Origin of the sequence: Varunaivibrio sulfuroxidans (assembly GCF_029318635.1) — a bacterium.
In the GTDB taxonomy this organism is placed as follows: Bacteria; Pseudomonadota; Alphaproteobacteria; order Rhodospirillales; family Magnetovibrionaceae; genus Varunaivibrio; species Varunaivibrio sulfuroxidans.
In genome coordinates this window covers 1,743,930-1,765,722 of the sequence record NZ_CP119676.1, presented here as the reverse complement: position 1 = coordinate 1,765,722, position 21,793 = coordinate 1,743,930, and the positions used below count along the sequence as shown (strand labels likewise).

The window sequence follows — 21,793 nt, the reverse complement described above, 5'->3', positions numbered from 1 at the left end:
CTTTTTTTGCGATAATTTTAGTGACGACGCGCACCAATTTTAGTGACGGCGCGCGCCGTGGAATTGACCGTCACGGCGGGCGAAATGCAAAGGTAGGCGATGCAAAAAATTCTTGACCTTCGCGTTAAACCTTGCAACAACAGCCTGCGCCGTCATTTTGGTCGGCGTCGTGGATGGATTTGGACCGCTTGCCACCACGTTAAACATGGCGCTAAGTGGGCGAGACGTCGATCCCGACGATAAAGCCCTGGTCCGTTTGTTTTTCAATCTGATCGGAGGGCCTTATGGCGAGAGCCGACTATCTGTTTACCAGCGAATCCGTTTCCGAGGGACACCCGGATAAAGTTTGCGATAAAATTTCCGACGCCATCCTCGACGCCTTTTTAGCGGGCGATCCGGTGTCTCGCGTGGCGTGCGAGACTTTGGTGACCACCAACAAGATTGTCCTCGCCGGCGAGGTGCGTGGGCCTGAACCCTTGGTGAGCGCATCCGGCGTCGTCAACGTTGCCGAGATCGCGCAGATCGCACGCGGGGTGGTTAAGGAAATCGGCTATGAACAGGACGGTTTCCATTGGCGCGATTGCGATGTGGAAGTCCTCCTTCACGGCCAGTCGCCGGATATCGCCATGGGCGTGGACGCCAGCGGCAACAAGGACGAAGGCGCGGGCGATCAGGGGATCATGTTCGGTTACGCCTGCACCGAAACCGACGTGCTGATGCCGGCGCCGATCCATTATTCCCACGCCATATTGCGCACCATGGCCGAAGCGCGCCGCGGCGGAACCGAGCCTGGTTTGCGCCCCGACAGCAAGAGCCAAGTGACGTTGCGTTACCACAACGGCAAGCCGGTTGGCGCCGCCTCGGTGGTGGTTTCGACACAGCACGCCGAAGGGTTGAGCCAGAACGACGTGCGCGAAATCGTTCGTCCTTACGTGACGGCGGCGCTGCCCGAAGGCTGGATGTGTCCAGAAGATGAATTTTACGTCAATCCGACGGGCCAGTTCATTGTCGGCGGCCCCGACGGCGACGCCGGGCTGACCGGACGCAAGATTATCGTCGATACCTATGGCGGCGCGGCGCCACACGGTGGCGGCGCTTTTTCAGGCAAGGATCCGACCAAGGTCGATCGTTCGGCGGCCTATGCGGCGCGCTATCTGGCGAAAAATGTCGTCGCGGCGGGCCTGGCGGAGCGCTGCACCATTCAGTTGGCCTACGCGATCGGCGTCTCCAAGCCGTTGTCGGTTTACGTCAACACCCATGAAACGGGCCAAGTTGACGAGGATAAATTGTCGGATGCGCTGCGTCAGTTGATGGATCTGTCGCCACGCGGCATTCGCGAACATCTGCGCCTCAACCGGCCGATCTACGCCCGCTCCGCGGCTTATGGCCATTTTGGCCGCAAGGTCGCCGCCGACGGCGGGTTCTCCTGGGAAGACACGGACCTCGTCGGCGATTTGCGCGCAGCCTTTTCCTAGGCCGTCGCGCAAGGGCCCGGCGCGCGAAAGGCCGATCCATGACAGCCGATAGCGATGCGCCGGACAAAGAGAAAGGCGCCTCCTCCCAGGCGGCGGCGCGACTACCTTTCTACGGTCGCCGACAAGGGCACAAGCTGCGTCCCGCCCGACAGGATCTGATCGACACGTACTTGCCGACCATACGGGTCGATCCCCGGGGATCTCTCGTTGATTTATTCCCCGATCGGTTGAAGGAATTGTGGTTCGAGGTCGGGTTCGGCGGCGGCGAGCACTTGGCCCAACAGGCGCGCGCCCACCCGGATATCGGGTTTATTGGGTGCGAGCCGTTTAAAAACGGCGTCGCCAGCTTGCTTAGCGCGCTGAAAAGTCATGATGTTCGTAACGTGCGCGTTTACGACGATGACGCCCGTCATCTGTTTGCGATGTTACCGGAGGCGTCGCTCGATCGTTTTTTCGTCCTGTTTCCCGATCCCTGGCCGAAGACGCGCCACCATAAACGGCGCTTTATCAACCCCGAAAATCTTAATCATATCGCCCGCTTGCTCAAGGATGGCGGCGCGTTGCGCGTCGCCAGCGATCATATGGATTATGTGCGCTGGGCCTTGTTTCACGTCCTGTCTCACCCCGATTTCGAATGGACCGCCCGCCGTCCCGGCGATTGGCGTACGCCCCCCGCGGACTGGATCGCTACCCGCTACGAGGAAAAGGCCTTAGCCGGCGATCGTCCGGCCTACTTGTGCTTTCGCCGACGCCGCCGATCTTTGGGCGATGGGGCGTAATGAAAAGACTTGATATTCGCCTTCTAACGGGTGTATTGAAAGGCCAGTTAGATATGAGACTCTCATATGCCCCCTGTTGTGATGGGCGATGAGGTGGGCCGCGGCCCACCTTTTTTATTTTCCTGGACGGCACGGGTTTTATTTTCCTGGACGGTTTGGGGTGGGCCGATGAAGGTCCCCGACACTAAGCGAAGAACGATACAAAACGAAGAAAACGAAAAAATATGGACGTTACCGACCGGATCGAAAAAATCATTGGCCCGACCATCGAGGACATGGGCTTCGACATCGTGCGTATTCAGATTTCGGGCGCGCAGCGGGTGCGCCTGCAAATCATGGTGGAACGCAAGGATGGCGCGCCGATCGTGGTTGACGATTGCGCCGACGTTTCGCGCGCGACGTCCGCCCTGCTGGACGTCGATGATCCGATCTCGGCGGCCTATACCCTTGAGGTCAGTTCGCCCGGCCTCGACCGCCCCCTAGTCAAGCTGAAGGATTTCGAACGGTTTTGCGGCTACGAAGTCAGAATTGAAACGCACGATCTGGTGGCGGGCCGCAAACGCTTTTCGGGGCGTCTGCTGGGTGTCGAGGGATCGACGGTGCGTATCTCCTGTGAAGGGGAAGATTACGAACTGGCGTTTGAGGACATCCATCGCGCCAAATTATTGATGACGGACGAACTGCTTGCCGAAGCGCAACAGATAGGGAATTGAAGAAGATGGCTGACTTGGAAAGTGGCGTTGGGTTGCATGTCCGCCCCGAACTTTTGACCGTGGCGGATGCCGTGGCGCGGGACAAATCGATTGATCGTGACGAGGTCCTGGAGGCGATGGAGCAAGCGATCCAGCGCGCCGGTCGCTCGAAGTATGGTCACGAGCACGACATTCGCGCCCACATCGACCGGACCACGGGTGAGATCACGCTGGCGCGCTATATCGAGGTTGTCGCCGACGACGCCGAGATCGACCCCGAAAGTGAAGCGGCTCAGCTCGTCTTGAGCGAAGCCCTCAAGCGCAAGCCCGACGCCGAGGTCGGCGCCTTTATCGTCGATCCCCTGCCGCCGATCGATTTCGGACGCATCGCGGCGCAGACCGCCAAGCAGGTGATCGTGCAAAAAGTGCGCGAAGCGGAACGCAAGCGTCAGTATGCGGAATACAAAGACCGCATCGGCGAGGTTGTCAACGGCATCGTCAAGCGCGTCGAATTCGGCAACGTCGTGGTCGATATGGGGCGTGGCGAGGGCTTGATGCGCCGCGACGACACCATCCCGCGCGAACACTTCAACAACGGCGATCGGGTGCGCGCCTATATCAAGGATGTTCGCGAGGAACAGCGCGGGCCGCAAATTTTCTTGTCGCGCACGGCGCCCGAGTTCATGGCCAAGCTGTTCGCTCAGGAAGTGCCGGAAATTTATGATGGCATTATCGAAATCAAAGCGGTTGCCCGCGATCCCGGTTCGCGCGCTAAACTGGCGGTGATCAGCAACGATTCGTCGATCGACCCCGTGGGGCCGTGCATCGGCATGCGCGGCTCGCGCGTGCAGGCGGTGGTTAGCGAGCTGCAAGGCGAAAAAATCGACATCATCCAGTGGTCCGCCGATCCGGCGATGTTTCTGGTCAACGCCCTGGCCCCGGCGGAAGTGGCCAAGGTGGTCTTGGACGAGGACAACAACAAGATCGAGGTCGTTGTGCCTGAGGATCAGCTTTCCTTGGCGATTGGTCGGCGCGGGCAAAACGTGCGCTTGGCGTCGCAGTTGACCGGTTGGGATATCGATATTCTAACCGAGGATGAGGAATCCGAGCGCCGCCAGGAAGAAAACCGCAAACGCTCGCAGTTGTTTGTTGACGCCCTGGATATCGACGAGGTGATTGCCCAGTTGCTCTTGACCGAAGGGTTTACCTCGGTTGACGAAGTTGCCTTCGTGCCGGTGGACGACTTGGCCGAAATTGAAGGTTTCGACATGTCGGTGGCCGAGGAACTGCGTGAACGGGCTCGCGCTTACCTGGCGCAGCGCGAAGAGGATATCGCGCGGCGTCTGGAGGAGTTGGGCATCTCCGACGAGGTGAAGGCGCTTGAGGGATTTACCCCTGCGATGCTGGTGAAACTCGGCGACAGCGGGGTGAAAACGTTGGACGATCTTGGCGATCTTGCCGGGGATGAACTGGTCGAAATTCTCGCCGAGGACGGCATCGGTGAAACCCAGGCCAACGAGATCATCATGGCCGCCCGCGCGCATTGGTTTGCCGAAGATGGGCAAAGCGAAGGCGACGCGACATCGGCTTAATACGGCGAGGGAAAACGGATGGCCGATGGCGGCGGCAATGCGCACCCCACGGCGGTGGACGGCGCGACGCGACGATGCATCGTCAGTGGGGCGCACCATCCACGGGCGACGATGCTGCGCTTTGTCGTCGGCCCGGACGATCGGATCGTTCCCGATGTCGCGGGAAAATTACCCGGGCGCGGATTGTGGTTGTGTGCGTCGCGCGATATGGTACATACAGCCATCGGGCGCAAACTTTTCGCCAAGGCGGCGCGTCGGCGTGTGGTGGTGGACGCGGACTTGGCCGATCGTATCGAGGCGCTTTTGGAGCGCCGCTGCCTTGAAATCATCGCCCTGGCGCGCCGCGCCGGGCAGGTTGTTGCGGGCTTTGGTAAAGTTCGCGAATCGCTACGCGCGAAAGGCCCCGCCGGAGTCGTCCTGGCGGCGCGCGACGGCGCCCCGGACGGTCGCGCCAAGGTGCGCGCCTTGGCGGGGGATACCCCGGTGCTCGACTTGTTCGACGCCGCCGATCTGGGCCACACCTTGGGGCGCGAGCGTACGGTTCACGCCGCCGTCGCTCCGGGGCGGCTGGCCGAGGTTTTGCTAATTGAGGCGGAGCGCCTGAAAGGGATGCGCCGCACGGAACACGCGTCGCGTTGAGCGGCGGCTAGGGACTGCAACTGTACGGCTCTGGCTTTGGAAACGGATAAACATGAGCGATACCAAAGACACTGATAAAAAACCTCTGAGCCTCAATCGCCCCGGGAAACTCGAATTGAAAAAACGGGTCGAGACAGGTCAGGTGCGCCAGAGTTTCTCCCATGGCCGTTCCAAGATGGTGACGGTCGAGGTGAAGAAAAAACGCACCTACACGCGCAATTCCGACGGAAAGATGTCGCAACAGTCGCAGCTGGTCGAGCCGCCCGAGGTGACGCCGACGCCAACGCCGGAAGCGAGCCGGGCGACCGCCGCCGCGGAAAAGGTCTTCGAGGAGAATCTCAGTAAGCTGACCGAGGGCGAAAAGGCCGCGCGCGCCAAGGCGCTCGAAGAAGCGCGCCTCCGCGCCGAGGATGAGGCCGCGCGTCTGGAGATCGAGGCCAAGGAAAAAGCGGCCCAGGAAAAACTGGCGCAAGAGCAAGAGGCCCTCAACGCCGCCGCCGAGGAAAAAGCCGCGCGCGCACCGGAAGCCCTGAACGACGGCGAGGGCGCCGCGCCCGCGAAAGAGGCGGCCCAGGAAACCAAGGTTGGGCAGAAGCGTGGGCAAGGTGAGAACGCTCCGGAAACGGCGCGTTCCCCGCGTTCGGTTAAGTCCGCTAAACCTACCGGCGACGACGATGACGGCAAGGCCAAGGGCGCTCACCGCGGTGACGGTCACGCCAAAAAACCGGATGCCGACAAGAAGCCGGTTAAGCGCCGCGAAGAAGAACGCCGCCCCGCACCGCGCAAGAGTGACGAAAAGCGTCGCCGTTCGGGCAAGTTGACGATTGCCGACGCCCTGTCCGATGGCGAGGAGCGCGGACGTTCGCTGGCCGCCGTACGCCGTGCGCGCGAAAAGGAAAAACAGAAACAAAAGCAGGCCCGCGCCACCGCCGGGAAAATCATGCGCGATGTCGTCATTCCCGAGACCATTACGGTTCAAGAACTCGCCAACCGGATGGCCGAGCGGGCCGTCGATGTTATCCGCGAACTGATGAAGATGGGCGTCATGAGCACCATCAACCAGGTGATCGACGCCGACACCGCCGAACTGGTTGTGGCGGAGTTCGGCCACACCGCGCGCCGTGTCAGCGAGGCGGATGTGGAAATCGGCCTGGCCGGCATTGATGACGCCCAGGGTGACTTGGCGCCCCGCGCCCCGGTGGTGACGGTGATGGGCCATGTCGATCACGGCAAGACGTCGCTGCTCGACGCATTGCGTTCGACCGACGTCGTCAGTGGCGAGGCCGGGGGCATCACGCAACACATCGGGGCCTATCAGGTGACCACGGAATCGGGGGCGAAAATCACCTTTGTCGATACCCCGGGCCATGCCGCCTTTACCGACATGCGCGCCCGCGGCGCCAAGGTCACCGACCTGGTGATCCTGGTGGTCGCCGCCGATGACGGCATCATGCCGCAGACCGTCGAGGCGATTCATCACGCCAAGGCCGCCGATGTGCCGATTATCGTCGCCATCAACAAGTGCGACAAGCCCGAAGCCGACCCGGCCCGCGTGCGCACCGAATTGCTGCAACACGAACTGGTGCCCGAGGAACTGGGCGGCGACGTGATGTGTGTCGAGGTTTCGGCGAAGGCGCGCACCAACCTCGGTCAGCTTGAGGAAACGATTTTGCTGCAGGCCGAAATGCTCGACCTCAAGGCCAACCCCGACCGTCCCGCCGAGGGCGTCGTGATCGAGGCTAAAATGGAGCAGGGCCGAGGCTCGGTCGCCACCGTTTTGGTGCAGCGCGGCACCCTGCGCAAGGGCGATATCTTCGTCGCCGGTTCCGAATGGGGCCGGGTGCGGGCCTTGATCGACGACCATGGGGGAACGGTGGATGCCGCCGGTCCCGCCGTTCCGGTCGAGGTTCTGGGACTGAACGGTACCCCCGAGGCGGGCGACGAGATGGTCGTCGTCGATAGCGACACCCGGGCCCGCGAAGTCAGCGAATACCGCCAGCGGAAAAAGCGCGACGTGCGCGCCGCCGCCGGCGCCCGCGGCACGCTGGAACAGATGTTCGAGCGTATCCAGGAAGGCGAGGCCGAAGAACTTCCGGTGGTCATCAAGGCCGATGTCCACGGCTCGCTGGAAGCGATCCTGACCGCTCTTGAAAAATTGTCCACCGACGAGGTCAAGGCCCGCGTTCTGCACGCGGCGGTGGGCGGCATCAATGAGTCCGATGTCGTCCTGGCGCGCGCCAGCGGCGGGTTCATCATCGGCTTCAACGTCCGCGCCAACGCCCAGGCTCGCGATTTGTCACGGCGCGACGGCGTGGATATCCGGTACTATTCGATCATTTACGATGTCACCGACGACATGCGCAAGGCGCTATCGGGCATGCTCGCCCCGACGATCCGGGAAAATTTCCTAGGTTACGCCGAAGTGCGTGAGGTCTTCAACGTCTCCAAGGTCGGCAAGGTCGCCGGGTGTATCGTTACCGACGGCATGGTGCGCCGGGGATCGAAGGTGCGTCTGTTGCGTGACGACGTGGTGGTCCACGAAGGCGATCTCAGCCAACTCAAGCGCTTCAAGGACGACGTCAAGGAAGTCAAGGAAGGCACCGAGTGCGGCATGGCGTTCGCCAATTACGACAACATCAAGGTGGGCGATCAAATCGAATGCTTTGAAGTGGAAGAGGTGGCGCGCGAACTGTAGCGGCGCGCCCCTATTGAGGGTCTCATGACAAAACGGGAAGGACGGCCTCCCAGCCAGCGCCAGCTTCGTGTTGGCGAGGAATTGCGCCATGCCTTGGCGTGGATTGTCGAGCGCGGCGAATTGCGCGATCCGGCGTTGAGCGGCGTCAGCCTCACGATTACCGAGGTTCGGGTCAGCCCCGATCTGAAAAACGCGACGGCGTTCGTCACCCCGCTGGGCGGCGGCGACGCGACGGCAGTGCACGATGTGCTTGACGCTTTGCGCCGGGCGGGTCCGTTTTTGCGCCACGAGGCGGCGAAACGGATGCAATTGAGATACATGCCGAAATTCAATTTCGAGCCGGACACCTCGTTCGACGAGGCGGGGCGGATCGGGGCGTTGCTGTCGTCGCCCGAGGTTCGCCGCGACGTTCAGGCGCACACCGGCGACGAGGACGCAATCGGTACGGCTGACGACGGCGAGGCGGGGGACGATGGCGCGTAGGCGCAAGGGGATACCTATCCACGGCTGGCTTATCGTCGATAAACCCGCAGGGATCAGCTCGAACGCCGTCGTTGGACGGGTTCGACGTTGCACCGGGGCGGCCAAGGTCGGTCATGGCGGCACCTTGGACCCCTTGGCGACGGGTATTTTGCCCCTGGCGTTGGGCGAGGCGACGAAAACCGTCTCTTATGTCATGGACGGCGCCAAGGGATACCGTTTCACGGTGCGCTGGGGGGAACGGCGCGACACCGATGATGGCGAAGGGGCCGTGATCGCGACCAGTTCGGCGCGCCCGACGCGCCTTGAAGTCGAAAATATCCTGGGCGATTTTATCGGCGATATCGAGCAAACGCCGCCAATTTTTTCCGCCATTAAGGTGGACGGTAAGCGCGCATACGCCTTGGCGCGCGGCGGCGAGGATGTGGCGCTGAAACCACGCCGCGTGCGTATCGAACGCTTCGATCTGGTCGATATGCCCGACGCCGATCACGCCACCTTCACCGTCACCGTCGGCAAGGGAACGTATATTCGCGCCCTCGCCCGCGATTTGGCGTTGAAATTGGGCACGGTCGGATACGTCGCGATGCTCAGGCGGACATGCGTCGGCCCGTTCGATGAAAAATCCGCAATTTCGCTGGATAATCTAGAGACCCTGGGGCATAGTGCGGCCCTTGAAAACCATCTGCTCGCCGTTGCGACCGCGCTGGACGACATCCCGGCACTGGCCTTGACGACGACGGAGGCCACGAGACTGGCGCATGGGCGGGCGTTATCGGCCTTTCATGTTCTTTCTCGAAACCCAATTTCGGCGCACCCCGATGAGGTGGTGCGCGCGATGGATGGGGATCGGGTGGTTGCGTTGGCCAAAATTGTGGGCGGCGAAATTCGCCCCCTGCGCGTTCTTAACCTCTAATTGTAGGAGACCTCGATGTCGATTACCGCCGAACGTAAACAAGAATTGATCAAGGAATACGCCGTCAAGGACGGCGATACCGGATCGCCCGAAGTGCAAATCGCCGTTTTGACCGAACGGATCGTCAATTTGACCGAGCACATGAAGGTTCACAAAAAAGACCACCATTCCCGTCGCGGGTTGCTGATCATGGTCGGTCAACGCCGTCGTCTGCTGGATTACCTGAAGCGCAAAAAAGGCGCGCGCTACGAAGAGGTTCTCGGCCGTCTCGGCCTGCGCAGGTAAAGTTCCGGCCGACCTCGCCGCGATGGTGGGCCGGCCGGTCTTTTTCGATGAACGACCCCGCCGCGGACGGCCGCGGCGGGAAAAAGCGAAGGCAGCGTGCCGCCGGTATTGGTAGGGGTCGGGCTAGGAACAAAAGGCCCCCGGCGATGAAGGACGCACCACCTTCGAAGTGAAGGAAGTACGTAAAAAAGATGTTTACCGAGTTTAAAAAAGAGATCGAATGGGGTGGGCGTACGCTGACCCTGGAGGCGGGCAAGATCGCCCGGCAGGCCGACGGCGCCGTGATGGTGACCTATGGCGAAACCAAGGTGTTGTGCACCGCCGTCGGCGCGAAAAGTGCGCGCCCCGGATTGGATTTTTTCCCACTTAGCGTTCACTACCAAGAAAAGACCTATGCCGCGGGCAAGATCCCGGGCGGGTTTTTCAAGCGTGAAGCGCGTCCCAGCGAAAAAGAGACTCTGACCTCGCGTCTGATCGATCGCCCGATCCGCCCGCTGTTCGCCAAGGGTTTCAAGAACGAAACCCAGATTATCTGCACCACCGTCGCCCACGACATGGAAAACGATCCCGATATCGCCGCCATGATCGGAACCTCCGCCGCGTTGACGATTTCCGGCCTGCCCTTTTTCGGGCCGATCGGCGGCTGCCGGGTCGGTTATATCGACGGCGAATATGTGCTCAACCCGCGTCTCGACCAGATGGCCGACACCGAGCTCGACCTGATCGTCGCGGGTACCGCCGAAGGCGTGCTGATGGTCGAATCCGAGGCCAACGAGCTATCCGAAGACGTTCTCCTCAACGGCGTGATGTTCGGCCACAAGGCGTTCCAGCCGGTGATCGACGCGATCATCGCGCTTGCCGAGCTATGCGCCAAGGAACCTTGGGACTTGCCCGAGGCGCCGGACGAAGTCGAAGGCCTGAAGGCGAAGATCGTCGCCGCCGCCGAAGCGCCGCTGCGCGAGGCTTATGCGATCAAGGACAAGATCGAGCGCGTAAGCAAGGTCGCCGCCGCCAAGGACGCCGTCGCCGCACAGATGAAAGCCGATGACGGTATTGACCAGGGATTGCTCGACGAAGTCCTCGCCGACGCCTTGAAGTCCCTGGAAAAAACGATCGTGCGCCGCGACATCTTGAAAACCGGGATGCGTATCGACGGGCGCGACACCAAAACCGTGCGCCCGATCGTTTCGGAAGTCGGTATTCTGCCGCGCGCGCACGGTTCGGCCCTGTTCACCCGCGGCGAAACTCAGGCCCTGGTGGTCGCCACCTTAGGCACCGGCCAGGACGAACAGTTGATCGATGCTCTCGAAGGCTCGTACCGCGAACACTTCATGCTGCATTATAACTTTCCGCCGTATTCGGTTGGCGAAGCAGGTCGTTTTGGGTTTACCGGACGGCGTGAAATCGGCCACGGTAAACTTGCCTGGCGGGCGATCCACCCGATGCTGCCGTCGAAGGAAGACTTCCCCTACACCATGCGGGTGGTTTCCGAGATTACCGAATCCAACGGCTCCAGCTCGATGGCGTCGGTGTGCGGCGCATCCCTGTCGCTGATGGACGCCGGCGTGCCGTTGAAGCGGCCGGTGGCGGGTATCGCCATGGGCCTGATCAAGGAAGATGACGGCGTCGCCGTGCTCTCCGACATCATCGGCGATGAAGATCATCTCGGCGACATGGATTTCAAGGTCGCCGGGACGGAAAACGGCATCACCTCGTTGCAGATGGACATCAAGATCACCTCGATCACCGAGGAGATCATGAAGACGGCGCTGGCCCAGGCCAAGGACGGTCGTATTCACATCCTCGGCGAGATGGGCCGGGCGATTTCCAACGCCCGCGAGGACGTCAGCTCGAAAGCGCCGCGTATTACCGTTTTCCAGATCAATAAAGACAAAATCCGCGACGTTATCGGGGCCGGCGGCAAGGTGATCCGAGAGATCACCGAGACCACCGGAGCCAAGATCGATCTCGAGGATGACGGCACGGTCAAGGTTGCCGCCGTCGATGACGCTTCGGCGCAGCAGGCGATCGATTGGATCAAGTCATTGACCAGCGAACCGGAGGTCGGCGCGATTTACACCGGCAAGGTCGTCAAGACGGTGGACTTCGGCGCTTTCGTCAACTTCATGGGGGCCAAGGATGGCCTCGTGCACATCAGCGAGTTGGCCGACCATCGCGTCGGGCAGACCACGGATGTGGTTAACGTCGGTGACGCGGTGAAGGTCAAGCTGATCGGAATCGACGACCGCGGTAAAATCAAGTTGTCGATGCGGGTCGTCGATCAGGAGACCGGCGAAGACATCAGCGACAAGCCGAAAGCTGAGTGATCGTGTGAAAATGTGGGGCGGGACGGCGTCAAGCCGACCTGCCCCGGTCACAAGGAACAGACGAAAACCGGGGTGTTGACGTGGCCATCCCGGCAAGGTGGGAGTAGTCGAGTGAAAGCACTCAACCCTCTGGTTATTTCCGGCGCCGAAGTTTTGCCGCTGGTCGAGGGTGGCAAAGGCGTTGCGGTTTCCAACGGATTGACGGCGGGCGCCTGGGCGCGCGCCGGCGGGGTGGGAACGCTTTCGGCGGTCAATCCCGATTCTTATGACGAGAACGGCAAGATCATCCGCCAAGTCTACCACAGCACGGTGCGCCGCGAACGGTTCAACGAATTGGTCGCCTACGCCATATCCGGGGGTATCGCACAGGCGCGCATCGCCCACGAGACCGCCGCTGGAAACGGACGCATTCACATCAATGTGCTGTGGGAGGCCGGCGGCACCGAGCAGGTGCTTAACGGTATACTCGAAGGCGCGAAAGGCCTCGTGCACGGGGTCACCTGTGGCGCGGGAATGCCCTATAAAGTGGCCGAGATCGCGGCCGGTTACGGCGTTCAGTATTATCCCATCGTCTCCAGTGGGCGCGCCTTCAACGCGCTGTGGCGGCGGGCCTATAAGAATTATCCTGAATTTCTGGGCGGCGTCGTTTATGAAGACCCTTGGCTTGCCGGCGGGCATAACGGCCTGTCCAATTCCGAGGATCCGCAAACGCCCGAGGCGCCGTTCGCGCGTGTCGTCGAGCTGCGCCGGGTGATGCGCCAATATGGCTTGGACCACGTCCCCATCGTCATGGCGGGAGGGGTATGGTTTCTGCGCGACTGGGCCGATTGGATCGATAATCCCGAACTTGGCCCGATCGCCTTTCAGTACGGCACCCGGCCCCTGTTGACCCGGGAAAGCCCGATCTCGGAGGCTTGGAAAAAGCGCCTGTTGACCCTCAAGGAGGGCGACGTCTATTTAAACAAGTTCAGCCCGACCGGATTTTACTCGTCGGCGGTGCGCAACCACTTGCTCGATGAGTTGGACCGACGTTCTTCCCGTCAGGCGCCCTATGCCGCCAAGCCGAACGATAGCCAAAGCGAGGCCCTGCCCGTGGGCGCGCGCGGCCGCCCGATTTATCTGACCGCGGCCGACAAAGCCCGCGCCGAAAATTGGATCGCCGAGGGCCACAGCGAGGCCATGAAAACGCCGGACGGAACGGTCATCTTCGTCAGTCTTGACGCGGCCCGAGAGATTCTCAAGGACCAGGCCGATTGCATGGGGTGTCTTTCCCAATGCCGTTTCAGTAATTGGGCGGACAACGCGGAAGGCACCACCGGAAAGCGTGCCGACCCTCGTTCGTTTTGCATTCAAAAAACCCTACAAGATATTGCTCATGGCGGCGATATTGAGAATAATTTGATGTTTGCGGGGCATAATGCTTATATGTTCGGCAAGGATCCATTTTACGAGAATGGCTTCATTCCCACCGTTAAACAGCTGGTTGAGCGGATTACGAGCGGGGATTGATGCCCCGTTGGGCGTTGCCAACGTTCATTATTTAAGTTATACGTTTATATTACGTATTGCGCATGTAAGGCGGGAGGGCACTGCGTGCAGGCAAACACACAGAGGAAAAATATCTAAATGAGACCTTATAGCCACGCCTTGGAACAATTGAGAACAGTCGGGTTGCGTCCGACACGGCAACGTTTGGCCTTGGCCAAACTTTTATTCGAAGGCGGCGATCGCCATGTGACCGCGGAAATGCTTCATGCCGAGGCGTTGGGTTCGGCTATTCGCGTATCCTTGGCGACGGTGTACAATACTCTGCACCAATTCACCGGTGCGGGATTGTTGCGGGAAATCGTCGTCGATTCCAGCCGCTCGTATTTTGATACCAATAACGGCATGCACCACCATTACTATTTTGAAAAATCCGGGAAACTGGAGGATATTCCAGACGATATGATTGACGTCGTCGGTCTTCCCGGAATTCCGCAAGGAACCAGGTTGCAGCGCATCGATGTTGTCGTTCGCCTTGAGGAAGCCTGAGTATAGATAATAGTTTCAGACTATTATTTGTACTTTTAGATTTATTCTAAAAATATATTGACGCGTTGCTTCCAGATTGAGATAGTGCATTGCGAAGCGCCCATGCCGATCGTGGTTTTGGGTGCGACGTAATTCGTTAAAATACACTGGAGGATATGATGAGCTTGAAGGGTTCGAAGACCGAAACCAATCTTAAGGACGCCTTCGCGGGCGAATCTCAGGCCAACCGTCGCTATCTGTATTTCGCTCAGAAGGCCGATGTCGAGGGTTACAACGATGTCGCCACGGTCTTCCGCTCCACCGCGGAAGGCGAGACCGGACACGCTCACGGCCATTTGGAATTTCTCGAAGCCACCGGCGACCCGGCGACGGGCCTGCCCATCGGCCCCACCACCGATAACCTGAAGGCGGCCATCGCCGGGGAAACCCACGAATATACCGATATGTATCCCGGTATGGCGAAAACCGCGCGCGAGGAAGGTTTCGATGAAATCGCCGATTGGTTCGAGACCTTGGCGAAAGCGGAAAAATCCCACGCCGGGCGTTTCCAAAAAGCGCTCGATACAATGGACTGACGCTACCGAATGCTCGCTTCTTGAAGAAAATTCGGGGAGGTGCTTAGGCGCGCTTCCCCGAATTTTTTGCTTTTGTCGTTTTTCGCTCTAAAGTGGTCGTTCTCGTTGTGTGAGAATTGGCCGTCGCCGGAGCGTGGATCACACGCATGAAGTGTGTAGTAGCCATGCGCATGGCATGCGTGTATTTTATTGCCACCGTATAAAGAATTTGAGGTGATCAGTATGAGAGAAGGCAGTCTCGATGCGCCGACGCGCCATCCGATCGCGTGGCGGGAAGCAGATTTCTATGATCCCGAGAAATTGGATGTGGAACTGCGCCGTGTCTTCGATATTTGTCATGGGTGCCGGCGCTGTTTTAATTTGTGCGATAGTTTTCCGCGCCTGTTCGATCTCGTCGATGAATCCGAAAGCGGCGAACTGGACAGTGTTAATTCGAAAGATTTCGCCCCGATCGTCGAAGCGTGCACCCTGTGCGACATGTGTTTTCTGACAAAGTGTCCCTATGTGCCGCCCCACGATTTTAATCTCGACTTTCCCCATTTGATGGTGCGCGCGCGCGCCCAGGCGTTTCGCCAAGGAAAAATTGCGCGCAGCGAGGTTCTGCTGACCCAGACCGACAAGAACGGAAAGCTAGGCTGCACCTTTTCCTCGCTCGCCAACTGGGCGTCGCAGCGCGGCAACGCCTTCACCCGCCCGCTCATGCAGGCCCTCCTCGGCGTTCACAAGGACGCCGAATTGCCGCCGTTCTCGCCCAAGACCAGTAGCGCCCAGGCGGCGGCCCAGTCGATCGTAGTCAACAAACAGGCCCCGGCTTTCGGCCGCAAGGCCGTGATTTACGCGACCTGTTTCGGTGAATACAACAGCGCCGATATCGTCCTCGATACGCGTAAGGTCCTGGCTCGGAACGGCGTCGAGACCGAAGTCATTCATCCCGGTTGTTGCGGTATGCCGCAGTTGGAGCATGGCGATATTGAAGCGGTCGCTAAAAGCGCCAAGCGGGTCGCCGAGGCCTTCGCGCCGTGGATCGCCAAAGGCTATGACATCGTCGCCCCGGTGTCCTCGTGCGCCCTGATGGTCAAATTCGAATGGCCCCTGATCGAACCCGACGATGCCGCGATCGCCGACCTTTCCAAGGCGACCTTCGACGCCGCCGAATACATGGTCGCCATGGCCAAAAAAGAAGGAATGAGCGAAGGTCTGAAACCCCTTCAGGGGGATGTCGCCATCCATATCCCCTGTCATGCCCGGGCGCAAAACATGGGGCAAAAGGGCGCGGAACTTCTGCGTCTTATTCCCGACACCAAGATCACGGTGATCGAGCGGTGTTCCGGTCACGGTGGGGCGTGGGGTACGCGCACCGAAAATTTCGAGGTGGGAATGAAAATCGGCAAGCCGGTATTTCGCCAAGCGACGCAGGCGAAACCGACCTTTCTGGTCTCCGAATGTCCCCTGGCCCGTGGCCATATCCTGCAGGGCATGGAAGGGCTGGACGAGGGGGGAAAAGCAGTACAGACCGTGGAAAAGCACCCGATTCAGTTGATCGCAAAGTCTTACGGATTATGAGAGACATCCTTATGCATAAACACGAGATTACGCCCGCGGATATCATGAACATGGCGGCCTACGCCCAGCAACGCGACCGGCGGCGCAAGGAAATGAGCGCGCTGAAAAAAAATCGGCGCGTTCACGTCGGCCCCGACGCCACCTTCTACTTTGAAAGCTACGACACCATGTTTCATCAAATTCATGAGATGTTGTACATTGAGCAGGGGGGCGAAAATCAAATTGAAGACGAGCTTCGCGCCTATAATCCATTAATCCCAAAAGGACACGATCTTGTCGCGACTTTGATGTTTGAGATCGACGACCCCGAGCGCCGAGGCCGTTTTTTGGCCGATTTGGGCGGCGTCGAGGAAACCGTTTATCTGCGTATCGGCGCGGACAGCGTGCACGCCATCGCCGAGACAGATGTCGATCGGACCACGGCGGAAGGCAAGGCGTCCGCCATCCAATTTTTGCATTTTCCTCTGACGGATCAACAAATCTCCGCCTTTCGCGATCCGAAGAACGATGTGGTTCTATCGATCGAACATCCCCAGTACGGCCATATGAGCCGGGTGAGTGGCGACGTCCGGGAGGCCTTGGCGTCGGATTTTGATGACGCCTAGTGGTTTGAGTTTAACATTTGAGTCCGATGCAATTGGACACAAATGTGTGAAGAAATCAAACTGCAACAAAAAGATAGATAGTGGTCGGCCCGATGGTTCGCGGGAGCGAAACGTCGGCCCGATCCACTAGGCGTCGTAAAATAAGAAAATATTCCTCATTCGAGCGGAACTCCGCCCGCCGCCGTCGATCGCCTTCACCACTGACGGCGCCTCCCTGGGATCGTTCCGTCTTTCGGGGGCTTACGTTATGACACTTCGGACGTTGATTTCGAGGCTGTTTTTTGTAATTTCCGAAAGACGTACTCGTTACAGCCATGGCGGCGACCGCAAAGCTGTTCGCCGATCAGTTCGAAATCACGAGCCGTATAGAAATCGACGATCTGTTCTCGCGTGGCGACCTCGAATGGATAGCCGCCTAGCCAGTCGATCATATCGTACCAAAGCGTCATTCCACGCTCGATCTTGAGCCGATTTGTCAACAGACGAACGAGCCAGCGCGCCCCAAAGAGATAAGGCATGTGTACGGCAGTCACCGCGACCTTCGAGACGCCGTTCGCGTTATACGTTTTCTTTACCCAAGACCAATAACGACTTATCCAGCCTTGATCGTTATAAATAGCGATGAACAAAATCCCACCGTCACGCACGCTCATGGCCGCATTTTCCAGCCCCGACCACATTTTTCCCGTGTGATGAAGCACGCCCCATGAATATACGACGTCATAGGTTCCCAACGCTCGAATGTATTCACCGTCAAGCGCGGATCCTTGCTCTACACGCCAATCGGGATCGTTGGGAAAATATCGACGCCTCACCTCTTGCGTGCAGGCCACGGATAGGGGGTCGTAATCGAAAGAGTGGACCTTCGCGCCTAAGCGCCGAGCCGCCAAGGAAAACAAACCACTGCCGGAGCCGATATCGAGAAAACTCTTTCCCGATAAATCGCTGACCTCAAGCATGCCGGAAAGCGATTTTTGCGCCTCGGAAATGCGTTCGTTATTCAGATGATTAAGGAAACGTCGCCAATTGCGGCCAAACTCAAATCGGGTTTCTTCTTTTTCGGTCTTAGGCAAGGGCATGCGTCTTCGGCTCCTAATCGCTTAAACCCAAGGTGGGAAGTCGTCCTGGAAACTTGAACGGAGATGCTTCGGATTCTCTAAACGCCTCGCGGCGTCATTTTCCCGCCATTTGAGCTCAATGGGCGATGACAGCCCACTTTTTTGTGGTTGCGCCGCGGATTGTAGAACATCTGGACGGGAGAATAACCTCTACAAATTTTTTATTTTTCAATCGCCCAACGAGGGGTTATGCAACGTCTCGGTTCAGGCGATCCCTGGCGCCGAAGGCGCATCAGATTAATAGATCCTGCCCCTAGTGGATCGGGCCGACCACTATCTATCTTTTTGTTGCAGTTTGATTTCTTCACACATTTGTGTCCAATTGCATCGGACTCAAATGTTAAACTCAAACCACTAGGGAACACGGGCGGATGTTTTTGACGATCGCGCATGGCGTTAACAAATTGAAGGCCCGCCTCATTCAAGGCGGGCCTTTTATTGGGATACTCTCACGCGGGGCGTCAGGCGGCGTGGGCGATGCCTTTGCTGTCGAGAAGTTTTTGCAACTCGCCGCTTTCGTACATTTCCTTGATGATGTCGCAACCGCCGACGAATTCGCCTTTGACGTAAAACTGCGGAATGGTCGGCCAATTGCTGAACGCCTTGATGCCTTCGCGGATCTCTTGATCCTCAAGCACATTGACGCCCTTGAATTTAACCTGCATTTGGGTCAGCGCGCCGACCACGGCGGCGGAAAAACCACACTGTGGGAACATCGGCGTGCCCTTCATGAACAGAACCACGGGGTTGTCGTCGAGTTCTTGCTGGATACGATCGAAAACGGGATTGTCGCTCATCGGTGAGATCCTCCGTCTGGAATAAGTGTCAGGGTGTGTTTGTTTGGGGCGTCTCAGGCGTTATCCTCGGGCACGCCGGTTTGCAAGCCGAGGGCGTGCAGTTCGCCGCCCATGCGCCCTTGTAAGGCGGCATAAACCATCTGGTGTTGCTGAACGCGGGTTTTTCCGGCGAACTGCTTGGATAACACGCGCGCCGCGTAATGGTCGCCGTCGCCGCGAAGATCTTCGATCAAGACGTCGGCGTCGGGGAAGGCTTCTTTGATTAGGCGTTCTATTTCCGCCGCTTCCATGGCCATGGGTGTTCGGACTCCCTAAAGTTTTTTGTTTAACGCCGAGTCATGAAGTCGGGCATCCAATTTTCATGCGCCCGGCGCAGCTCCGCAACGGATATGGCGTGCCGATCGCCAAACGTCAACTGCGTCCCCCCGGTATTTCCGATTGGGCGAATCGGAATATCGCGGTCGGCGGCGCGCGCCATGACGATGCCGGGCGCGCGCGTACACAGAATATAACGCGCCTGATCTTCGCCGAACATCCAGGCGTGCAGGGCCGGGGCGCCGGCGGGTGGCGTGATCTGCGCGCCGATGTCGCCGGCGATCGCCATTTCCGCCAGGGCGATGGCGAGGCCGCCGTCGGAAACGTCGTGACACGCGGTAAGGCAGCCGTCATGGATCAAGTCGCGCACAAAATCGCCATTGGCCCGTTCCTGGGCGAGATCGACCGGCGGCGGCGTTCCGTCTCGCCGTCCCAGGCAGATGTCCAGATAGCGGCCGCAGCCCAGGTGTCCCGTGGTGATCCCGACCAGCAACAGGGTTTGGCCCTCTTCGGGAAACGCGATCGACATGCGTTTGGCGATGTCGTCGAGCACACCTAGCCCGCCGATCGTCGGGGTCGGCAGAATACCCGCGCCATTGGTCTCGTTGTATAACGAGACATTGCCCGACACCACCGGGTAATCCAGGGCGCGGCAGGCCTCCGCGATGCCGTCGATGCAGCCGACGAACTGGCCCATGATTTCCGGGCGTTGCGGGTTGCCGAAGTTCATGTTGTCGGTGATCGCCAGGGGACGTGCGCCGGTGGCGGTGATGTTGCGCCACGATTCGGCGACCGCCTGTTTGCCGCCCTCGACGGGATCGGCGACGCAATAGCGTGGCGTGCAATCGCTGGACATCGCCAACCCCTTGGTCGTACCGTGCACGCGCACCACCGCCGCGTCGCCGCCGGGCCGGGCGATGGTGTCGGCCATCACCATGTGATCGTATTGTTCCCAGATCCAGCGCCGCGATCCGAGGTTCGCCGAGCCGATCATCGTTTTCAGCGCCGCCACCGGATCGGCCGGAGCCGGGACGTCGGCGGGGCTTAAGCGCGCGCGGGCCGGGGTCGGCGTCCACGGTCGGTCGTATTCCGGCGAGGCTTCGGCCAGCGGGTCGATCGGCAGGTCGGCGACCCGCGCGCCCTTGTGGGAGAGAACCATGCGTCCCGTGTCGGTCAGGACGCCGATAACGGCGAAATCCAGCTCCCACTTTTCGAACACGGCGCGGGCCATTTCCTCGCGACCGGGTTTGAGCACCATCAGCATTCTTTCCTGGCTTTCCGAAAGCATCATTTCGTAGGCGCTCATGCCCTCTTCGCGTTGGGGCACGCTATCCAGATCAAGCTCGACGCCGACGCCGCCCTTGGAGGCCATCTCGAAGCTCGACGAGGTCAGGCCCGCCGCGCCCATGTCTTGAATGGCGACGATGGCGTCGGTCTTCATCAGCTCCAGGCAGGCTTCAAGCAGCAACTTTTCGGTAAACGGGTCGCCGACCTGAACGGTGGGGCGCTTTTCCTCGGTGTCCTCGCTGAATTCGGTCGAGGCCATGGTCGCGCCGTGGATGCCGTCACGTCCGGTTTTCGAGCCGACATAAACCACCGGGTTGCCGATTCCCGCCGCCGCGGAATAGAAAATCTTGTCGCTGTCGGCGAGACCCACGGTCATCGCGTTGACCAGGATATTGCCGTCGTAGCTGGGGTCGAATTCGCATTCTCCGCCCACCGTGGGCACCCCCATGCAGTTGCCGTAACCACCAATGCCGGCGACGACGCCGGACAGCAGATGGCGCGTCTTCGGGTGCTCGGGCGCGCCGAAGCGCAGGGCGTTGAGGTTGGCGACGGGGCGCGCGCCCATGGTGAAAACGTCGCGCATGATACCGCCGACGCCGGTCGCCGCGCCCTGGTAGGGCTCGATATAGGACGGGTGATTATGGCTTTCCATCTTGAAGATCGCCGCCTGACCGTCGCCGATATCGACGACGCCGGCGTTCTCGCCCGGCCCGCAGATCACCCAAGGCGCCTCGGTGGGCAGGGTTTTCAGCCATTTTTTCGATGACTTGTAGGAACAATGTTCGGACCACATGACCGAAAAAATGCCCAGTTCCGTGATGTTGGGCGTGCGGCCCAAAATCTCCAGAACCTTGTCGTATTCTTCGGGACTTAGGCCGTGTTCGGCAACAATTTCGGGGGTAATTTCGTCCATGGTTTGCGTATTCATGCGCCAAAAGCCTTGCACAGTCCGTCGAATAGGGGACGACCGTCGATGCCGCCCAACTCGGGCTCGGCCAACCGCTCGGGGTGGGGCATCATGCCCAGAACGTTGCCGGCCTTATTGAAGATACCGGCGATGTTGTTGACCGATCCGTTGGGGTTGTTCTCGGTCCCCAACGCACCCGCGTCGTCGCAGTAGCGAAAGGCGACCTGATCGCCGTCTTCCAGGCTTTTCAGGGTATCCGGGTCGGTTTCATAATTGCCGTCGTGATGGGCGATGGGGACGGTGATCACCTGCCCGGCGCGATAATCTTGGGTGAACGGGGCGCCGGCTTTCTCGACGCGTAAAAAAACATCGCGGCAGATGAACTTCAGGTCGGCGTTGCGCATCAAAGCGCCGGGCAACAAGCCGGTCTCCGTGAGAATTTGAAAACCGTTGCAGATCCCCAGCACGGCGACGCCTCTTTCGGCTTGCCGGATAACCTCGGCCATGACCGGAGAGCGGGCGGCCAGGGCGCCGGCGCGCAGGTAATCGCCATAGGAAAAGCCCCCCGGAATGACGATCAGATCCAGCGCGGGAAGGCTTGTTTCCCGGTGCCAGATCATCGAAACGGGGGCTCCGACGCTGCGTTCCAGAGCGACTTGAACATCCCGGTCGCAGTTCGATCCGGGGAAAACGATGACGGCTGCTTTCATAA

20 protein-coding genes are annotated in these 21,793 nt (G+C 59.7%); 15 read left to right on the top strand and 5 right to left on the bottom strand.

Annotated features, from left to right (window positions below):
• Positions 1–284: 284 nt before the first annotated feature.
• The 15 genes from metK (at position 285) to P3M64_RS08255 (ending at position 16,657) form a co-directional block, all read left to right on the top strand.
• Positions 285–1,475 (top strand): methionine adenosyltransferase, encoded by a 1,191-nt coding sequence (gene metK, locus P3M64_RS08325; RefSeq protein WP_132937768.1) that lies wholly within the window; start codon positions 285–287, stop codon positions 1,473–1,475.
• Positions 1,476–1,513: 38 nt separating this feature from the next.
• Entirely contained in the window at positions 1,514–2,254 is a 741-nt protein-coding gene (gene trmB, locus P3M64_RS08320; protein WP_132937769.1) for a tRNA (guanosine(46)-N7)-methyltransferase TrmB, read from the top strand.
• 224 nt (positions 2,255–2,478) lie between these two features.
• The gene (gene rimP / locus P3M64_RS08315) at positions 2,479–2,967 is read left to right on the top strand and encodes a ribosome maturation factor RimP (protein ID WP_132937770.1); all 489 of its coding nucleotides are present in this window, start codon (positions 2,479–2,481) and stop codon (positions 2,965–2,967) included.
• 5 nt (positions 2,968–2,972) lie between these two features.
• The gene (nusA, locus tag P3M64_RS08310) at positions 2,973–4,538 is read left to right on the top strand and encodes a transcription termination factor NusA (RefSeq protein WP_132937771.1); all 1,566 of its coding nucleotides are present in this window, start codon (positions 2,973–2,975) and stop codon (positions 4,536–4,538) included.
• Positions 4,539–4,556: 18 nt separating this feature from the next.
• On the top strand, positions 4,557–5,177 hold the full coding sequence (locus P3M64_RS08305) for an RNA-binding protein (RefSeq protein ID WP_132937772.1): 621 nt from the start codon (positions 4,557–4,559) through the stop codon (positions 5,175–5,177).
• A gap of 52 nt (positions 5,178–5,229) precedes the next feature.
• Entirely contained in the window at positions 5,230–7,872 is a 2,643-nt protein-coding gene (gene infB / locus P3M64_RS08300; protein ID WP_132937773.1) for a translation initiation factor IF-2, read from the top strand.
• Positions 7,873–7,896: 24 nt separating this feature from the next.
• Positions 7,897–8,355: a 30S ribosome-binding factor RbfA gene (rbfA, locus tag P3M64_RS08295; RefSeq protein ID WP_132937774.1), complete on the top strand. Its 459-nt coding sequence runs from the start codon at positions 7,897–7,899 to the stop codon at positions 8,353–8,355.
• Positions 8,345–9,268: a tRNA pseudouridine(55) synthase TruB gene (gene truB, locus P3M64_RS08290; protein ID WP_132937775.1), complete on the top strand. Its 924-nt coding sequence runs from the start codon at positions 8,345–8,347 to the stop codon at positions 9,266–9,268. Before rbfA ends, truB begins: the two co-directional genes overlap by 11 nt.
• Positions 9,269–9,283: 15 nt before the next feature.
• Complete coding sequence (rpsO, locus tag P3M64_RS08285; RefSeq protein WP_132937776.1) at positions 9,284–9,553, top strand: 30S ribosomal protein S15; 270 nt, start codon at positions 9,284–9,286, stop codon at positions 9,551–9,553.
• A 191-nt stretch (positions 9,554–9,744) separates the two neighbouring features.
• Positions 9,745–11,880 carry a polyribonucleotide nucleotidyltransferase gene (gene pnp, locus P3M64_RS08280; protein WP_132937777.1) on the top strand — a complete coding sequence of 712 codons (2,136 nt, stop codon included), beginning with the start codon at positions 9,745–9,747 and terminating at the stop codon, positions 11,878–11,880.
• 111 nt (positions 11,881–11,991) lie between these two features.
• Positions 11,992–13,389 carry an NAD(P)H-dependent flavin oxidoreductase gene (locus P3M64_RS08275; RefSeq protein ID WP_132937778.1) on the top strand — a complete coding sequence of 466 codons (1,398 nt, stop codon included), beginning with the start codon at positions 11,992–11,994 and terminating at the stop codon, positions 13,387–13,389.
• A gap of 117 nt (positions 13,390–13,506) precedes the next feature.
• Positions 13,507–13,914, top strand: a complete 408-nt coding sequence (gene irrA, locus P3M64_RS08270) for an iron response transcriptional regulator IrrA (protein WP_132937779.1) — start codon at positions 13,507–13,509, stop codon at positions 13,912–13,914.
• A 155-nt stretch (positions 13,915–14,069) separates the two neighbouring features.
• Complete coding sequence (locus tag P3M64_RS08265) at positions 14,070–14,489, top strand: rubrerythrin family protein (protein WP_207893083.1); 420 nt, start codon at positions 14,070–14,072, stop codon at positions 14,487–14,489.
• Positions 14,490–14,711: 222 nt separating this feature from the next.
• Positions 14,712–16,052, top strand: coding sequence for a heterodisulfide reductase-related iron-sulfur binding cluster (locus P3M64_RS08260; protein ID WP_132937780.1), 1,341 nt, complete (start codon positions 14,712–14,714; stop codon positions 16,050–16,052).
• Between the two features lie 11 nt (positions 16,053–16,063).
• Entirely contained in the window at positions 16,064–16,657 is a 594-nt protein-coding gene (locus tag P3M64_RS08255) for a DUF3501 family protein (RefSeq protein WP_132937781.1), read from the top strand.
• A 245-nt stretch (positions 16,658–16,902) separates the two neighbouring features.
• Here P3M64_RS08255 and P3M64_RS08250 read toward each other — a convergent pair whose 3' ends face one another.
• The 5 genes from P3M64_RS08250 to purQ form a co-directional block, all read right to left on the bottom strand.
• Positions 16,903–17,736: a class I SAM-dependent methyltransferase gene (locus P3M64_RS08250; protein ID WP_132937782.1), complete on the bottom strand. Its 834-nt coding sequence runs from the start codon at positions 17,734–17,736 to the stop codon at positions 16,903–16,905.
• A 500-nt stretch (positions 17,737–18,236) separates the two neighbouring features.
• Positions 18,237–18,572: a Grx4 family monothiol glutaredoxin gene (grxD, locus tag P3M64_RS08245; protein ID WP_132937783.1), complete on the bottom strand. Its 336-nt coding sequence runs from the start codon at positions 18,570–18,572 to the stop codon at positions 18,237–18,239.
• 53 nt (positions 18,573–18,625) lie between these two features.
• A complete protein-coding gene (locus tag P3M64_RS08240; RefSeq protein WP_132937784.1) occupies positions 18,626–18,868 on the bottom strand; it encodes a BolA family protein in 243 nt (80 codons plus the stop codon).
• A gap of 29 nt (positions 18,869–18,897) precedes the next feature.
• Positions 18,898–21,102 carry a phosphoribosylformylglycinamidine synthase subunit PurL gene (gene purL, locus P3M64_RS08235; protein ID WP_243644678.1) on the bottom strand — a complete coding sequence of 735 codons (2,205 nt, stop codon included), beginning with the start codon at positions 21,100–21,102 and terminating at the stop codon, positions 18,898–18,900.
• A complete protein-coding gene (gene purQ, locus P3M64_RS08230) occupies positions 21,099–21,791 on the bottom strand; it encodes a phosphoribosylformylglycinamidine synthase subunit PurQ (RefSeq protein ID WP_132937785.1) in 693 nt (230 codons plus the stop codon). The genes purL and purQ overlap by 4 nt, the downstream gene beginning before the upstream one ends.
• Positions 21,792–21,793 lie beyond the last annotated feature (2 nt).

Excerpts from the sequence above, each read along its gene's own strand:
- trmB (WP_132937769.1), top strand. The coding sequence starts at position 1,514 with ATGACAGCCGATAGCGATGCGCCGGACAAAGAGAAAGGCGCCTCCTCC.
- P3M64_RS08305 (WP_132937772.1), top strand. The coding sequence starts at position 4,557 with ATGGCCGATGGCGGCGGCAATGCGCACCCCACGGCGGTGGACGGCGCG.
- metK (WP_132937768.1), top strand. The coding sequence starts at position 285 with ATGGCGAGAGCCGACTATCTGTTTACCAGCGAATCCGTTTCCGAGGGA.
- purL (WP_243644678.1), bottom strand. The coding sequence starts at position 21,102 with ATGAATACGCAAACCATGGACGAAATTACCCCCGAAATTGTTGCCGAA.
- P3M64_RS08255 (WP_132937781.1), top strand. The coding sequence starts at position 16,064 with ATGCATAAACACGAGATTACGCCCGCGGATATCATGAACATGGCGGCC.
- rpsO (WP_132937776.1), top strand. The coding sequence starts at position 9,284 with ATGTCGATTACCGCCGAACGTAAACAAGAATTGATCAAGGAATACGCC.
- rbfA (WP_132937774.1), top strand. The coding sequence starts at position 7,897 with ATGACAAAACGGGAAGGACGGCCTCCCAGCCAGCGCCAGCTTCGTGTT.
- infB (WP_132937773.1), top strand. The coding sequence starts at position 5,230 with ATGAGCGATACCAAAGACACTGATAAAAAACCTCTGAGCCTCAATCGC.
- pnp (WP_132937777.1), top strand. The coding sequence starts at position 9,745 with ATGTTTACCGAGTTTAAAAAAGAGATCGAATGGGGTGGGCGTACGCTG.
- nusA (WP_132937771.1), top strand. The coding sequence starts at position 2,973 with ATGGCTGACTTGGAAAGTGGCGTTGGGTTGCATGTCCGCCCCGAACTT.
- truB (WP_132937775.1), top strand. The coding sequence starts at position 8,345 with ATGGCGCGTAGGCGCAAGGGGATACCTATCCACGGCTGGCTTATCGTC.
- P3M64_RS08265 (WP_207893083.1), top strand. The coding sequence starts at position 14,070 with ATGATGAGCTTGAAGGGTTCGAAGACCGAAACCAATCTTAAGGACGCC.
- purQ (WP_132937785.1), bottom strand. The coding sequence starts at position 21,791 with ATGAAAGCAGCCGTCATCGTTTTCCCCGGATCGAACTGCGACCGGGAT.
- P3M64_RS08260 (WP_132937780.1), top strand. The coding sequence starts at position 14,712 with ATGAGAGAAGGCAGTCTCGATGCGCCGACGCGCCATCCGATCGCGTGG.
- grxD (WP_132937783.1), bottom strand. The coding sequence starts at position 18,572 with ATGAGCGACAATCCCGTTTTCGATCGTATCCAGCAAGAACTCGACGAC.
- irrA (WP_132937779.1), top strand. The coding sequence starts at position 13,507 with ATGAGACCTTATAGCCACGCCTTGGAACAATTGAGAACAGTCGGGTTG.
- P3M64_RS08240 (WP_132937784.1), bottom strand. The coding sequence starts at position 18,868 with ATGGCCATGGAAGCGGCGGAAATAGAACGCCTAATCAAAGAAGCCTTC.
- rimP (WP_132937770.1), top strand. The coding sequence starts at position 2,479 with ATGGACGTTACCGACCGGATCGAAAAAATCATTGGCCCGACCATCGAG.
- P3M64_RS08250 (WP_132937782.1), bottom strand. The coding sequence starts at position 17,736 with ATGCCCTTGCCTAAGACCGAAAAAGAAGAAACCCGATTTGAGTTTGGC.